Raw genomic sequence first — 15,790 nt, 5'->3', positions numbered from 1 at the left:
TGATGAAAAGAATTATATTTATTCTCATTGTAGTAATTTCTTTTGCTTGTAAAAGAGAAAAAACTAAACCTAAAGAACTTACTTTCGAAATTATTTCATCAGACTCTGTTTCATTAGGTTATAATCATCATATTCGTCTTTTCAAAAGCGAAAATGATAATAATAAATTTCTTCTCAATTATTCAACTAATAATACTTTAGAAACAACAGAATCTATCATCGACCTAACAAATGATGGAGAAATCATTAATAATTCCAAAGTTAACTTCAACAATTCACTCACTGATTATGTAAAATCTATTGATGGTTTTTATACAATAGAAACATTACGTGTAACGATGGGAAAAAGTTATACACATAATTATTTATGTAAGTACGACAATAAGTGGAATAAAATATGGGAAAAAGAATTAAAAACCACAAAGTTTCCAGCAGGTAATAGCTTTATTTATAATATAGAAGACAAAAAAATAATTTTAATTTCAGATGCTTATAATGGAAATCAATATGGACTTATTTTTGAACAATTTGATTTTAATGGTAACTTAATTTCAAGTATTTTCTATAAAGAATTAGGAAACCCATATTCTGTTACAAAAACTTCAGAAAACAATATTTTAATATCATCATTGGATGAAAAATCCGATTATCTTACTTTATTCTTGAGTAAAATTAATGGTGAAATTTTATGGAAATCAACTTTAAATGAATCTATAGTTCCTAAACAAATTAAACAGTTAAGGGATAACTCTTTTATTTTAATTGGAACGAAATATGTAAAAAACTCCAGAAAAATAATTGTAGTAGCTAAACTAAATAGTGATGGGAAAATTTTATGGAAAAAGGAACTAAGTAAACATTATTACGAAGAAGCAGGAAATTTTGTTATTCTAGATAATAATTATCTATTCTCAGCTTGTGTTAGTCTTTATAAAGACGGTGAAAGCTTTCCTTATATTTTCGAAATAAATAAAGATGGAAAGTTGATATCAGAAAAAAGATTTGATTTCGAATTATCAAATTCATCTACTCCATTAATAATCAAAAATAATAAATATCTTACTATGGTTTCTTTATATAGAGTAGTAGATTCCAATGATCCTTCTGACAACTATATTTCAATTAATAGAATTTCAAAGACCAATTAGTGAGGTTTAACCCAATCCAACATCCAAAGACATCATTACTATAAAACCACCTATAAAACCAAGTGTAGCAATATCAGTGTATTTATCTCTCTGAGTTTCGGGAATTACCTCTTCCACTACTACAAAAATCATTGCTCCTGCTGCAAATGCTAAGGCATAAGGTAAAATTGGAGTAAAAAACGAAACTGCCAACGCTCCTAATACACCAGCAAACGGTTCTACAATTGCCGATAATTGTCCATACCAAAAACTCTTTCTTCTACTAACTCCTTGTCTTCTTAATGGCATTGCTACTGCAAATCCCTCTGGAAAATTTTGAATTCCGATTCCAATAGCTAACGAAATTGCTGCAATAATCATTTCTGTTTGCTCTACGCCAACTAAAGTAGAAGCCGCTCCAAATAAAACTCCAACAGCTAAACCTTCAGGGATATTATGCAAGGTAATTGCTAAAACCAGTAGTGTAGTTTTATGCCAACTTGTTTTAACACCTTCAGCTTCATGCTCTTTAAAATTTATATGTAGATGTGGTAATAATTTATCCATACCAAATAATGCCAAAGCTCCTAATGCAAAACCAACCGCAGATGGTATTACCTTAACAAAACCTTCACCAGGACTATTATCTATTGCGGGAGATAACAAACTCCAAAAACTTGCTGCAACCATAACTCCTCCAGTAAACCCAAGCATTCCATCTAAAACTGCTCTGTTTAATTTTTTAAAGAAAAAAACCAAAGCTGCACCTAAAGCTGTTAAACCCCATGTAAATAAGGTTGCATACAAAGCTCCTTGAATAGGATGTTCTTTACAAAACTCAACTATTTGATCAAAAAAACTCATATTTTCTTAATGTATAAATTGCTTGCTATTTTATGTGAAATAGACAGCGGTTTGTTATTAATTTCTATTGTTAGCGAACCGTCAAATGGTTCAATATCTATGATTTTTATTTCTACTCCTAAGCCTATTCCTTGTTTGTCTAGAAACTTCAAGAAATCAGAAGAGCTATCATTAACTCCAACACAAACTCCTTTCACTCCTTTCTTTAAAACCGACAATAAGTTTTTTTCTATTTGATGAATGTTTCCTTCTTCATCTGGAATAGGATCACCATGAGGATCATGTTTTGGATACCCTAAAAAAGCATCCAATTCATTAATTAGTTTAGGTGATTTTATATGTTCTAATTGTTCTGCTACCTCGTGCACTTCATCCCAAGAAAAATTTAATTTCTCAACTAAAAAAACTTCCCATAATCGATGTTTTCTTATAATGCCTGTTGCTGTTTTTTTACCAAAGTCAGTCAATTTAACACCCTGATACTTTTTATAAACTACTACTTCTTTTTCAGATAGTTTTTTAATCATATCTGTAACAGAAGAAGCTTTGGTGTCTAGCTGATTTGCAATAGCATTGGTACTTATTCCTTTTTCAGAATTGTTTGCTAAATGATATATTGTTTTTATATAATTCTCTTCAGACTGTGAAAACATAATTGTATTTCTTACCTACAAACATACAAAATTTTGATTTATCAAATACATTTTTTAGTCTTGTCTAAAAATTAATTTATATTTGCATGAATTTTATTTTAGAATAAAGAAAAATGAAGTCTTTTCTACACGTATTTTTAGTATTTACAAGCGTTATTACTTTCGCTCAAACTGTTAAAGGAAAAGTTAGTTTTAAGGGAAAACCAATGGAATTTGTTTCTGTGTATTCAAAAGACAAATCAAAAGGAACTAGTACAAACGATGATGGAGACTTCATATTAGAGCTCAATCAAACGAAAGTAACCTTAGTTTTTCAAAGTATTGGTTTTAAAATTGTTGAAAAAGAAGTTGACTTAAGTAATTCAGAAATAACCACCATAAACATTGCACTCGAAGAAGATTTGCTAGGTTTAGACCAAGTTGTAGTGAGTGCTACACGATCTTATTTAAACAGAAAAGTAGCTCCAGTAATTGTTACTGTTACCGATGCAAAACTACTAGAAGCAACACAATCTGTTAGTTTATCTGAAGGATTAAACTTTCAACCTGGTTTACGCATGGAAACGAATTGTCAGAATTGCGGTTTTTCACAAGTTCGTATAAATGGATTAGATGGAGCATATTCACAAATTCTTGTAGATAGTCGTCCTATTTTTAGTGCTTTAAATGGTGTGTATGGTTTAGATCAAATTCCTGCAAATAGTATAGACCGCATTGAAGTAGTTCGCGGCGGTGGTTCTGCTTTATATGGTGCCAACGCTATTGCTGGTACTATCAATATTATTACAAAAGACCCTGTTGATAATACATTTCAAGTTGGTCAAAATGTATCTTTAATTAAAGGTGAAACATTAGACATAGCAACTACGGTAAATGGAACCGTTGTTAATGATGAGGCTTCTTCTGGATTAACATATTTCGGTATGTATAGAAATAGAAACCCTTATGATTATGATGGAGATACTTTTACCGAATTAACCAAGTTAGAATCGCAGACATTTGGATTTAAAGGATATATAAAGCCTTCAGACAATGCTAGATTAACAGCAGAATTTAGCTCTATAAGTGAATTCAGACGAGGAGGAAACAAACTGGGACTACAACCTTTTGAAAGTGATGTAGCTGAACAAATTGATTCTGATGTATTAACTGGAGGGCTTACATTTGAATCGTCAATTAACGAAGGAAAACAACATTTTTCGGCTTATGTATCTACCTCTCGCTCTAAGAATAAAAATTATTACGGCGGCGGTGAAGATTTAGTAGCTCAAAACGGGATTGTATTAGGTTTTGGAAATTCAAGAGATGAGACCTGGGTACTAGGATCTCAATACGCACATAAATTAGCTAATTTCTTGGGAGGTAAAGGAAATTTTACTGGAGGCTTTGAGTTTAAGTATGATAAAATGAAGGATGAAAAACCTGGTTTTAACGCTTTTGTTAATCAAACTTTAAGAACCTACGGAATTTATGCACAACAAGAATGGACTATAAACAAACAGTGGAAAGTTTTAGGAGGATTAAGAGCCGATATTCACAACTTAACAGATGAAAGTGTAATCTTTAATCCTCGTTTAAACATCATGTATTTTGCCAATGAAAATGCACGTTTTAGAGTTTCCTATGCAAAAGGATTTAGAGCTCCACAAGTATTTACTGAAGATTTACATGCTCAAATAGCTGCTGGAGAAGTACTAACTGTTCGTGTAGATCCTTCAACTTTAGTGTCTGAAACCTCTCATAGTTTTACTACCTCATTCGATTGGAATACATCCTTAACAAAAGGAGAGCTATCATTTACAATTGAAGCTTTTTACACAAAAATTGTAAATCCATTTATATTAGAACAATTAAATGATTTCATTTGGGAAAAGAGAAATGGAGATAATGCATATGTAAAAGGTTTTAATATTGAAACGAAATACGCTCCAAATGAAAAATGGATTTTACAAGCTGGTGCAACCATTCAAGAAGGAAAGTTTGACAAGCCTGTACAATGGTCTGATGACGCTACTATTTCCTTAGAAAATGCAGACAACTTTTTTAAATCTCCAAATATTTATGGAAACCTGATTGCTACATTTGCTCCAACTAAAAAATTTCAAAATAATATATCAGCAGTTTATACTGGCAGTATGTATGTGCCGCACTTAGCTGGTTTTATTTCTGAAGATACACTAGAGAAAACAAAAGACTTTTTCGAACTCAATGTAAAATCTTCCTACGATTTTTCTTTAGATAGCCATAATCATTCTCAGTTAAGAGTTAGCATAGGAGTACAAAATATTTTCGATAGTTATCAAAATGATTTAGATCAAGGCGCTGATAGAGATGCCAATTACATTTATGGCCCTTCAAGACCAAGGACTTATTTTCTTTCTTTAAAATTTTTAAATAACTAAACTATGTAGTACTTCTTCTTTCTTGTTAACATTCGCGAAACATTCAGGTAAGGATTCATAAACGTTATGGTAATGCAACTATAATCTACATCTAACTTTTACTTTACAAAATCTGTTCAATTTTGCGTCCAACAAGAATCACCAAGGATGAGAAAAATTTTAATATTAGCTTTAATAAGCTTCACTCAATTTATTTTCGCGCAAAATAAAGGTACTATAACAGGTACAGTTACTGATAAAGAAATGAGTAACGAGCCATTACCTTTTGCAAACGTATTTATTAAAGGTACTTCGATAGGAGGTAATACTGACATGGATGGTAAATATACTATTTCAGCAGCGCCTGGTAATTATACGTTAGTATTTAGTTTTGTGGGATATCAAACTGTAGAAAAGCCAGTTAAAGTAGAAGCAGGAAAAACAACCATTATCAACCAAGTAATGGCTGCTAGTGGTGGAGAGCAATTAAAAGAAGTGCAAATTAATGCTACTGTTAGTAAAGATAAAGAAACAGCTTTATTATTAGAGCAAAAGAAAGCTACAGTAATTAAAGAAAGTATTGGAGCACAAGAATTAGCTAAAAAAGGGGTTAGTGACGCTGCAGGAGCAGTTACTAAAATTTCTGGTGTATCTAAAGAAGAAGGTAATAGCAATGTTTATGTTCGTGGTTTAGGAGATAGATATTTAAATACTACCATGAATGGTTTAACATTACCTTCTAACAATGTTAACAAGAAAAATATTGACTTAAACTTATTCTCTTCTAACATTATTCAAAGCGTATCAATTAGTAAGGCTTACGCTTCTGAATTTTATGGAGATTTTGCTGCTGGTAATGTAAATATTACTTCAAAAGAATTTACAGGAAAAGAAATGTTTGAAGTTTCTGTGGGAAGTGGAGTTAATTCTCGCGCTGCTGGACAAAACTTTGTAAAAAGTGAAGGTACTGGTCAGTTTGGTTTTTACGGAAGATACGGAAGTAACCCTTTTGCTAGAGTATTATCTCACGGAATTGACCCAGTAGATGGAGGTGCTCCTATTGATGCTAACTTTGAAATAAGCGCTGGTAGAAGCTTCAACTTTGAAGATAATTCTAAATTAAGTTTATATGCTACAGCTTCTTTCGAAAGAGGTTTCGAATATAGAGAAGGACCTGCAGTAGATTTTATCACTGTATTTAAAAAGTCGTTCCCTAACTCAAAAGAATATCAATACTCTACAAAAACTACTGTTTTTGGTACAGCATTATACAAAATCAACGATAATAACAAATTGAAGTATACTTCAATGTTCTTAAACAATTCATCGGATGAAGTAGGTTACTATGGATTTAAAGGTTTAGGTGAAAACAGAGATGCTATCTTAAATACTGATGAAGGTTTTTATCAAATGAACGTTCAGTTCAACCAAGATTTAGTTTTTGTAAATCAATTAACTGGTGATCATAAATTCTATGAAAATGATGGTGATAAAACTCCTGAATTAGAAGTTACTTGGGGAATCGGTTATAACAACGTTTTTGCTCATGAACCAGATAGACGAAGAGTAAGTATTGAAAATTATCAGTTTTCTTTGGATAATGATCCAACTACTAACGCAACTTTCTACAACAATAACGTTTTTGATAACCAACGTTACTTCCAAAGAATTATTGACGAAGAATTAAATAGCCGTGTACAAATAACGTATAACGCGTCGGATGTTTTAGCTTTAAACTTCGGGTATAACGGAAGAATTAAAACTAGAGATTTTGAAAATATTCGTTACGGTTACAACTTTGTAAGTAATAATATTGAAGTAGACCCTAATAATATTGATTCGGTAATTAACTTAGAGAACACACAATTTTTCCAAAATCAACAAAACAAGTTATTCAATATCGAAGTATTCAACAAGATTCCAGGTTATGCTGATAGTAATTTCGTAAGCTTGCCAGGTACTAATGAAAACGAATATAACGGGCAATTAAGAATACATGCTTCTTATGTATCGGCTAACATTACTCCAAATGATAAATGGACTATCGTTCCTGGTGTTAGATTAGAATATTTAGATCAAAGAATCGATTACGATGTAATTAACATAAACCCTAATGATGCAGGATTTAGAAAAGTAAAGGAAGTATTCTTATTACCAAATTTAAATGTTAAGTATTCAGTTACCGACGATTCTAACTTACGTTTATCATATGCTAAAACGGTATCTGTTCCTGAATTTAAAGAAGTAGCACCTTTTGTTTACGAAGATGTAACAGAACGTATTGGAGGTAACTCTGACTTATTAAACGATCCTTCTTTTTCTGCAGTTCACAACTTAGATTTAAAGTATGAGTGGTTTATGTCAAGAGGAGAATTAGTATCGCTTACAGGATTCTACAAACAAATAAACGACCCTGTTAACTTAGTAATTGCTAATGATGCTACTGGAACTCAACGTTATTTTAGAACTGGAGATCAAGCAGAGGTGTTTGGTGCAGAATTAGAAGTTCGTAAGGCTTTAATTAAAAACGAAGATGATCAAACTCAATTAGGTTTTGGATTTAACTTTACCTATATGCATACGCAGCAGGATTTAAAATCTACTACTGGTTTATTTACTGCTACATTTAACAGAGATTCTGATGAGTTACAAGGAGCATCACCATACATTTTCAATGCTAATATTGATTATTCTCCTACTCAATTTGAAAACTTTAAACCTATTGCCAACTTAGTATTTTCTTATTTCTCAGATAGAATTTACGCATTAGGTTCTGGTACTGGAAACATTGTACAAAAAGGAGTGCCAACCTTAGATTTTGTTTGGAAAAACGAAATAGGTAAACACTTCGAAGTAAACTTTAGTGCTAAAAATTTATTAGACCCTGCGATCGAAAGAGTAAGAGAAATTCCAGGCTCTGATGATGTTACCCTTTCAAAATATAATAGAGGTATCAACTTAGGGTTAGGTCTTAAGTATAAATTTTAAACAGAAAATTAATATAACAAAACATATAAAAATTAAAATTAAAACAAATGAAAAATAATTTTTTACTAGGATTAGCTATTGCTGCGACGATCTTAACTTCATGTGGAGATGACGATACTGCTGATATCATTATTAACGATAATAGTGTTACAAATAATAACAACGGAGGTGGTACTACAAACCCTGACACTGATGTAGAATTAACAGGAGATATTGCTTCAAGCATAACTTTAGATGCTACATTAAACTATACAATTACTGGACCAACTATCGTAAAAGATGGAGCTACTTTAACAATTCCTGCTGGAATGGTAATCAAAGCTGCTGCAACTGGTGCTGATGTATATTTAGCTGTAGAGCAAGGTGGAAGAATTGTTGCTGAAGGTACTTCTTCTCAACCAATCGTTTTTACTTCTGCTTCTAACACTCCAAACGCTGGAGATTGGGGAGGTTTAATCCTTTTAGGAAAAGCACCTATTAACTCAGTAGATGGAACAACTACAACTACTGCTACTTCTGAAATCGCTTCTTTACCATATGGTGGAAACGAGCCAGCTGATAACTCAGGTACTTTACGTTATGTTCGTGTTGAGTATTCTGGAGGTAAAGCTGATGGACAATCTGAAAACAATGGTGTTTCTTTCTACGGTGTAGGAAACGGAACTATCGTTGATTATGTTCAAGTTTTTGAAGGAAAAGATGATGGATTCGAGTTTTTCGGAGGAACTGTAAATGCTAGTCATATTGCTGTATTAAATGCTCAAGATGATTCTATCGACTGGACTGAAGGTTATACTGGTACAATCACTGATGCTTACGTTAAGCACGGAGCTTCTCACGATAAAGGAATTGAAGCTGACGGATTTAACACTGACGTTGCAAACAACGGAGGATATTTCTCTAAGCCTACTGTAACTAACTTAACTATTATCGGTTTAGGTTCAGGAACTGGAAACGAAGCTGTTCGTTTAAGAGCTGGTACTCAAGGTATTTTTAACAACGTTTGGATTGAAGGTTTCGAAGAGGCTTTTGATTTAGATGGTGCTGATGCTGCTAACCCAACTGGTGCAGGAGTTTTAAGTGGAGATTTAGTTGTTAATTCAGTAATCTTTGCTGATGTTAACGTTAAAATGAAAAATGATACTGGAGAGACTTTCTCTGAATCAGATTTCTTAACTGAAGATGCTAACGCTACTGGTACTGATTTTGCTACTTGGGGAGCTGGATGGACTAGACAATAAGAAGAAAATAATTTTCTTTTAAAATAAAAAAACCGAGGTAATTACCTCGGTTTTTATTTTTTACACAATTAAAATAAATTATTTTGTAGCTATTTTAGTACTTTCTTTCCAAGATTGTACACTAGCTATAGTGTTGTTATCTCCGTAGTTAATTTCTTTTAGCTCATCTTTGGTCCAAATAAACCATTTTCCAACTTTCTTTCCTAAATTATAGTGAGCCATTACTGTTTTGTTACCCTTTTCATCATAACGATTCCATACTCCATGTAAAAGCTTGTTCTTGTAAAAACCTTCTTCTTTTACATTACCATTATCATAAAAGTGAGTTACTTTTATTAAATCTCCATTTTTCTCGTATTTTGGCTTTACTTCCTGTGCTTGAGCTATTCCTAAAAAAGCTATACAAGCTAAAACTAGTACTTTTTTCATATCGGACAACATTTTAATTGTTTACATTAACATTACAAATATAACTTATATTTTACTTTTATACAACTTTTTGGTAACATTAATTTAACATTGAAAGAATTATTGGGAAATCTACTCCTATAATGGTATATTTACCATACTTTATTATTAATCAATTAAATATCCAATTATGGCAGTAATGAAAGTTATTGAAGTTCTAGCGAACTCAGAAAAAAGTTGGGAAGATGCAACTCAAAAAGCTATTAAACAAGCTTCTAAATCAGTAAAAAACATCAAATCTGCATTTGTACAGTCTCAAAGTGTAGTTGTTAACAATGATGAAGTAGCTGAATTTAGAGTTAACCTAAAAATTACTTTCGAAGTAAAATAACTACTGTATACAAAATTAACTACTACTATAATTACATTTTTGCGATATGTTACATATCGCTTTTTTAATTCATTAATTTAATAAATCATACAAATAAAAATGGAAGAATACATTCTGGAATTTAAAGAAATCTTAATTCAATATGCACCTAAGGTAATTGCTGCTTTTATCTTGTTAATCATAGGTTTATGGGTAGTAAAATTAATTACTAGGGCAATTGATAAAGTCATGGATAAGAGAAATATTGAAACCTCTTTACAAGGATTTCTAATAAGCCTAATGGATTGGACATTAAAAATTTTCTTGTTTGTTACGATTGCTGGACAGTTAGGTCTAGAAACAACTTCTTTTGCTGCTATTATTGCTGCAGCAGGTTTAGCCGTTGGAATGGCTTTACAAGGTTCTCTATCTAATTTTGCGGGAGGCGCTTTAATAATGATTTTTAGACCTTTTAAAGTTGGAGATTACATAGAAGCGCAAGGACATCAAGGTTCAGTAAAAGAAATACAAATTTTTACTACAAAACTAAACACGCCAGATAATAAAGAAGTTATTTTGCCTAATGGAGCGCTTTCTAATGGAGCAATCACCAATTATTCTTCTGAGGATAAAAGAAGAGTAGATATTACTTTTGGTGTTTCATATGATGCAGATATTAAAGAAACAAAAGATGTGTTATATAATGTAATTAACAATACTCCATTTACATTAGAAGAACCGGCAACTCAAGTTGTTTTAGCAGAGTTAGCAGATAGTTCTATTAATTTTAAAACTAGAACATGGGTAAATTCTTCTGATTACTGGAATGCTTATTTTCACATCATAGAAAACACTAAAATTGCTTTAGATAAAGCTGGTATTGAAATACCATACCCACATAGTGTTGAAATACAAAAAGAAGGTTAAACCTTTTTATTTTCAGGAGTAACAATAAAATCTTTTAAATAAAAAGGTTCAAAATAAGCGACATCTTCGATGTCGTTTTTTTTGTACTTCTCATAACTCAACTTTGCCATTTGTACTGATGAAGGAAATTTATCCTTAATAAAGCTAAAATTAGGTCGTTTTAAGACTTCTTTACATTTTTCTGCGCCATCTCCTAGAAAAATAACATTAGCATCAGAAAACTCACTGAAAGAATTTTCATCAATTACTTCTGCGCGTATTTCTCTATGCTCTTCAAACTTATTATTATAAACTACAGAATATACTTCCATTCTTCTCGCATCTAACATTGGAATAATATATCCTGCCTCTGTATGAACTGAATGAGCAAGAGATAATAAAGTCTCTACTGAAATTAAAGGAATATTCAATGAAAAACACAAGCCTTTAGCAGCTGAAACTCCAATTCTTAATCCTGTGTAAGAACCAGGTCCTTTTCCTACAGCTATCGCATCAATAGAGTGAATATCAATATTTGATTCTTCAATAACTCCTAAAATGAATGGATGTAACTTTTCTGCATGTGAATAATTACCATCATTGATTTCTTTATAATGAAGTACTTCTCCATTTTTTGCAATGGAAACAGAACAATTTTTTGTAGAAGTTTCTATATTCAGTATAAGTGCCAAAATCTATTTTTTTTGCAAATATACGAAGGCTTATTCTTTTAAAAATTTAAAAACTTTTCCTGATTGATATAAAAACATTTCGTTTTGCTCAGGTTTAAACTCTATAACAATACCTGCTGTTTTAAAGGAAAAAGAAGTTTCTGAATCAGTCTTTAGTATAAAAGAAGATTGTCCTGTAGCTTGAGCAGATAATTGTCCATCTAGCACTTTAATAGTTATTTTTAAAGGCAAACTTTGAGACGCATACGTGCCAGAATATTTGTTCAATATCGTTTCCTCTATTTTTAACACCTTAAAATCTGGAATTTCAAAGTCAATACCATTAGCAGCACTTAATAAAGCAATAGATAAATTATTCATATCAAAGTCTGGAGATGATGCATTTGTTGTAGTTGCAATACCTATTTTTTGATCAGGAAAATACATTAAAATTGATTTAAAGCCATCAATTCCACCTCCATGACCAAAACCAAATTGATTACCAAAAGGATACTTAAAAATTCCCAATCCGTAACCATTATCTATGGTAGTCATCAACGCTAAATTTTTACTACTTATAAGTTTATTTGTAAAAAGAGCTTCCAAAAAAATCAATAAATCTGTAGGTGTAGACACAATAGCACCAGCACCTAAAGGAATAGACATATGAGTCTCTGGCATCTTGTTCCAGTTCTCATATAAATAATTATAAGAATTACATTCGTTATTCTCTAAGTTAATTTGTGAACCAACAAAGGTATTATTTAACTGTAATGGTTGTGTAATTTTCTCCTTTATTAAATCAGCGTATGGTTTTTTAAAAACATCTTCTACAATAAAAGTAAGTAACAAAAAGTTAGAATTACTGTAAGATGATTTAGTTCCAGGTTCAAAATCACTTTCATACTTGTTAATTATATCCAACAATTCGCTTCTACTCTTTTCACTGGTAAAATAATTCGCATAATCAGGACTATTTGTAAAATTGTAAATTCCACTCGAATGATTAAGCAAATTCTTAATAGTAATTGAAGAAGCCTTTTTTACAGAAGGAAAATAAGTATCTAACGTAGTAGTAAGACTTAATTTATTTTCTTCAATTGCTTTAAAAATTAACACGGTGGTAAATACCTTAGAAATAGACCCAACTCTAAACTTAGTACTCGTGGTATTTTCTTTTTTTGTTTCTACATCAGCAAAACCAATAGCATGCTCATAAGTAATAGTGCCTTCCTTTAATATGGCAGAGCTTCCAAAAAGTTTGTTGTTATTTTTTAGTTGGATAAAGTATGCATCAAGCTTTTCTTTATTAATGCTTTGAGAAAATACACTTACACTAATAAAGAAAAGCAATAAAGTCTTTTTCATAACGAAATTGTATTAATCTAATACGTTCTCTCCGTAATAGAATTTTAAAACTTTAGTTTTAAAGATATAATCGTATTTAGCTCTAATTGATGCTGATTCTGCATTAACTAACCTATTACGAACTTGATCATAGTCAAACTGAGTCATTGATCCGTAATCAAAGCTAACTTGTGCATTTTTAAAAGCTTCTTTTTGAGCTTCTAAAGAAATTCCAGCTGCTTCATAGGTTTTAGCAGCTGCTTTTGCATCTAAGAATGCTTGTTCAATAGTTTGTTGTAAACGAAGTTTTTCATTCTCTAAGTTATTTTCAGATATCATTTTCTGAATTTTAGAACGCTCAACATTTGCATCATTTCTAAACCCATTAAAAATAGGAATGTTAACACTAATCCCTAATCCATAACCTAAGTTGTTGTCTAACTGAGTAAAAAAGTCTGTATTCGAAACACCTGTTGGTAAATCTAATAAGAAACCATAGTTAGTCCCTATGTTTGCTGAAGTTGAAACAGAAGGAAAATAACCTGCTCGTGCTATTTCTATTCCTAAACTTGAATTTTCAATATTTAATTTTGCTTTTTCTATTTCTGGACGATTTGTCAATGCTTTTTGATATACTTCATTAGAACTGCTGTAAAGTAAAGCTGCAGAAGGAGTTCCTACTTCAATTACTGCAACATCAAAATTTTCATAAGGCACCTGAATTAACTGTGCTAATTGCAATAAGGCTATATTTAATCTATTCTCTTGCGTAACTACATTTTGAGCATCATTAGCTGCTGTAGATTGTATGTTTAATAAATCCCCTTTTGGAATAGATCCTGCATTGAATTGCGCTTTTGCTCTATCAATTTGACTTTTACTTATCTCTGCTTGTACTATTGCAACCTCTAAGTTCTCTTTAGCAAATAAAACATTCAAATAAGTATTAACTACTTGTAATGAAATATCATTCTCGATAATACTTAAGTCTAGTTTACTGCTTTCTACACCCAGCTTTGCTTGCTTGTAAGTATTTAAGTTTCTAAATCCGTTAAACACCGTATAGCTAGCTCCAACACCAACAGAACCACCAAAAGTACTGGTAGCAACCCTGTCATTAGAAACAGGATCGAATGTGGAACCAAAGTTTAAATTTCCACCAGTGTTAGCACTTACTGAAGGAAAAAAATTTGCTTTATTACTTTTTACATCTTTTTCTGCTATTTCTACACTTAGCTTATTTTGCTTAATTGTAATGTTGTTTGACAAAGCATGATCAACAGCCTCTTTAAGCGTCCATTGCTTCTGTGCATAAGAAAATGAAGTAGCTAATAAAAAAGTTGATAGTAGTATTAGTTTCGTATTTTTCAAAGTATTTTGTTTTTGTAAACCAAGGATATGACGACAAAGTACACAATATGTTACAAAAAAAATTAAGATTCTTCTGTTTTTGTTTTTTTTCTATACTTGTATATCGCATAGAATAATAATGCTACTAAAATGTATGGAAATATCATTAAATAGGTAATCCCGTCATTCACTCCTTCAGCCATAGTCTCATTGCCTCCTTCTACAACAGCTTTACACATGGCACACTGAGCAATTAGAGTATTAGAAAACAGTAAAAATGCAAAAAATACAATTACTTTTTTCATTCTAATGGACATAATAAGGTGAAATCATTAAGTAAACTATTACACCAGTTACAGCTACATACAACCATAAAGGAAACGTAATTTTTGCTACTTTTCTATGTTGTGGAAATTGCCCTAATTTAGCTCTCATATAGGTGAATAATACAAAAGGTATCACAACTATAGACAATAAAATATGAGTAATTAGAATGAAATAGTATACATATTTAATCACTCCTTCCCCACCAAACTTTGTCGACTCTGAAGTCATATGGTAGGCTACATACATAACTAAAAATAACGCTGAAAAAATTAATGCTGTAGTGTTTAATTGCTCGTGAAGTTTTCTATTTCCCTTTTTAATTGCAACAACAGCTCCAATCAAAAGTACCGCTGTTAAACCGTTAATTGTGGCATAAACTGGTGGTAAAAAAGATAACGGTGCTACACCTGGAATTTTAATACCAAATAAAGCTGCAACAGCTATTGGAATAACAATAGAAACTATAGTGATAAACTTCTTATATTTCTTTTCTTCTAAGGATAAATTACTCATTTAATAAAAGTTTAATATCTTGTTTTAACTCGTTAATTTGATCAGGAAAACTTTGCTCTTCAAGAGCTCTGTAATACATAATTGGATTTCCATGTTCGTCGTATCTTGAACGGATATATCCATTTTTATCTACTAAGGCAAACAATCCAGAGTGTTCAAAACCTCCATGTGATTCTTCTCCATTTCCTGCATATAGCTTAAATCCTTCATTAGATAGTTTGTATACTTCTTCTTGAGACTTACCAGTTAATAAATTCCAGTTTTTATGTGTGATTTTATAATTCTCCGCATACTCTTTTAATTTCTCAGGAGTATCTATCTCGGGAGTAATTGAAAAAGATGCTATTCCAAAGTTCGGGTTTCCAAAAAACTCGTTTTGAATGGTAACCATTTTACGGTTCATTATCGGACAAATAGTTGGACAAGTAGCAAAGAAAAACTCAACTACATATACTTTACCTTGATAGTCTTTATTTGAAATTGTTTTTCCTTCTTGATTTATAAATTCAAAATCAGGAACTTTAGTAAACTTATGTAAATCTGATTTTTGAAAATTCTTTACAATTTTAGGAACTGAATAAATTCCAAATAATAATACGATAAACGCAATACCTACATAAGAATATTTACCTTTCTTCATTTAA

The 15,790-nt window shown here is 31.3% G+C and carries 15 protein-coding genes; 6 read left to right on the top strand and 9 right to left on the bottom strand.

From position 1 onward, the window contains the following. Nucleotides 1-2 precede the first annotated feature (2 nt). Nucleotides 3-1,148 carry a hypothetical protein gene (locus EV195_RS01680; RefSeq protein WP_132792025.1) on the top strand — a complete coding sequence of 382 codons (1,146 nt, stop codon included), beginning with the start codon at nt 3-5 and terminating at the stop codon, nt 1,146-1,148. A gap of 6 nt (nt 1,149-1,154) precedes the next feature. Here EV195_RS01680 and EV195_RS01675 read toward each other — a convergent pair whose 3' ends face one another. Both EV195_RS01675 and EV195_RS01670 read right to left on the bottom strand, forming a co-directional pair. Next, nucleotides 1,155-1,991: a ZIP family metal transporter gene (locus tag EV195_RS01675; RefSeq protein ID WP_132792022.1), complete on the bottom strand. Its 837-nt coding sequence runs from the start codon at nt 1,989-1,991 to the stop codon at nt 1,155-1,157. Next, nucleotides 1,988-2,644, bottom strand: coding sequence for a metal-dependent transcriptional regulator (locus tag EV195_RS01670; RefSeq protein WP_132792019.1), 657 nt, complete (start codon nt 2,642-2,644; stop codon nt 1,988-1,990). Before EV195_RS01670 ends, EV195_RS01675 begins: the two co-directional genes overlap by 4 nt. A gap of 113 nt (nt 2,645-2,757) precedes the next feature. Here EV195_RS01670 and EV195_RS01665 point away from each other — a divergent pair, with 113 nt between their 5' ends. The 3 genes from EV195_RS01665 to EV195_RS01655 all read left to right on the top strand — a co-directional run bounded on the left by EV195_RS01665 (nt 2,758) and on the right by EV195_RS01655 (nt 9,254). Then, nucleotides 2,758-5,046: a TonB-dependent receptor gene (locus tag EV195_RS01665; protein WP_132792016.1), complete on the top strand. Its 2,289-nt coding sequence runs from the start codon at nt 2,758-2,760 to the stop codon at nt 5,044-5,046. Between the two features lie 147 nt (nt 5,047-5,193). Further along, complete coding sequence (locus EV195_RS01660; RefSeq protein WP_132792013.1) at nt 5,194-8,013, top strand: TonB-dependent receptor; 2,820 nt, start codon at nt 5,194-5,196, stop codon at nt 8,011-8,013. 47 nt (nt 8,014-8,060) lie between these two features. Continuing rightward, a complete protein-coding gene (locus tag EV195_RS01655) occupies nt 8,061-9,254 on the top strand; it encodes a multidrug transporter (protein ID WP_132792010.1) in 1,194 nt (397 codons plus the stop codon). Nucleotides 9,255-9,332: 78 nt separating this feature from the next. Here EV195_RS01655 and EV195_RS01650 read toward each other — a convergent pair whose 3' ends face one another. Further along, the gene (locus EV195_RS01650) at nt 9,333-9,683 is read right to left on the bottom strand and encodes a toxin-antitoxin system YwqK family antitoxin (protein ID WP_132792008.1); all 351 of its coding nucleotides are present in this window, start codon (nt 9,681-9,683) and stop codon (nt 9,333-9,335) included. Between the two features lie 169 nt (nt 9,684-9,852). Between EV195_RS01650 and EV195_RS01645 the strand changes: the two genes are divergently transcribed. Together EV195_RS01645 and EV195_RS01640 are read left to right on the top strand one after the other, a co-directional pair. Next, nucleotides 9,853-10,053 carry a dodecin family protein gene (locus tag EV195_RS01645; RefSeq protein ID WP_132792005.1) on the top strand — a complete coding sequence of 67 codons (201 nt, stop codon included), beginning with the start codon at nt 9,853-9,855 and terminating at the stop codon, nt 10,051-10,053. 99 nt (nt 10,054-10,152) lie between these two features. Next, nucleotides 10,153-10,959 carry a mechanosensitive ion channel family protein gene (locus EV195_RS01640; protein ID WP_132792002.1) on the top strand — a complete coding sequence of 269 codons (807 nt, stop codon included), beginning with the start codon at nt 10,153-10,155 and terminating at the stop codon, nt 10,957-10,959. Here EV195_RS01640 and tsaB read toward each other — a convergent pair. The 6 genes from tsaB to EV195_RS01610 all read right to left on the bottom strand — a co-directional run bounded on the left by tsaB (nt 10,956) and on the right by EV195_RS01610 (nt 15,786). Beyond that, nucleotides 10,956-11,630: a tRNA (adenosine(37)-N6)-threonylcarbamoyltransferase complex dimerization subunit type 1 TsaB gene (gene tsaB, locus EV195_RS01635; protein WP_132791999.1), complete on the bottom strand. Its 675-nt coding sequence runs from the start codon at nt 11,628-11,630 to the stop codon at nt 10,956-10,958. The genes EV195_RS01640 and tsaB overlap by 4 nt on opposite strands. A gap of 30 nt (nt 11,631-11,660) precedes the next feature. Then, a complete protein-coding gene (locus EV195_RS01630; protein ID WP_132791996.1) occupies nt 11,661-12,977 on the bottom strand; it encodes a serine hydrolase domain-containing protein in 1,317 nt (438 codons plus the stop codon). Between the two features lie 12 nt (nt 12,978-12,989). Next, the gene (locus tag EV195_RS01625; RefSeq protein ID WP_132791993.1) at nt 12,990-14,327 is read right to left on the bottom strand and encodes a TolC family protein; all 1,338 of its coding nucleotides are present in this window, start codon (nt 14,325-14,327) and stop codon (nt 12,990-12,992) included. Nucleotides 14,328-14,389: 62 nt separating this feature from the next. Further along, nucleotides 14,390-14,611 (bottom strand): hypothetical protein, encoded by a 222-nt coding sequence (locus EV195_RS01620; protein ID WP_132791991.1) that lies wholly within the window; start codon nt 14,609-14,611, stop codon nt 14,390-14,392. A gap of 1 nt (nt 14,612) precedes the next feature. Continuing rightward, a complete protein-coding gene (locus EV195_RS01615; protein WP_132791988.1) occupies nt 14,613-15,146 on the bottom strand; it encodes a DUF420 domain-containing protein in 534 nt (177 codons plus the stop codon). Next, on the bottom strand, nt 15,139-15,786 hold the full coding sequence (locus EV195_RS01610; RefSeq protein WP_132791985.1) for an SCO family protein: 648 nt from the start codon (nt 15,784-15,786) through the stop codon (nt 15,139-15,141). Before EV195_RS01610 ends, EV195_RS01615 begins: the two co-directional genes overlap by 8 nt. Nucleotides 15,787-15,790 lie beyond the last annotated feature (4 nt).

Source organism: Tenacibaculum skagerrakense (genome assembly GCF_004345825.1).
In the GTDB taxonomy this organism is placed as follows: Bacteria; Bacteroidota; Bacteroidia; order Flavobacteriales; family Flavobacteriaceae; genus Polaribacter; species Polaribacter skagerrakensis.
This window is presented reverse-complemented; position numbering and strand designations above follow the sequence as displayed.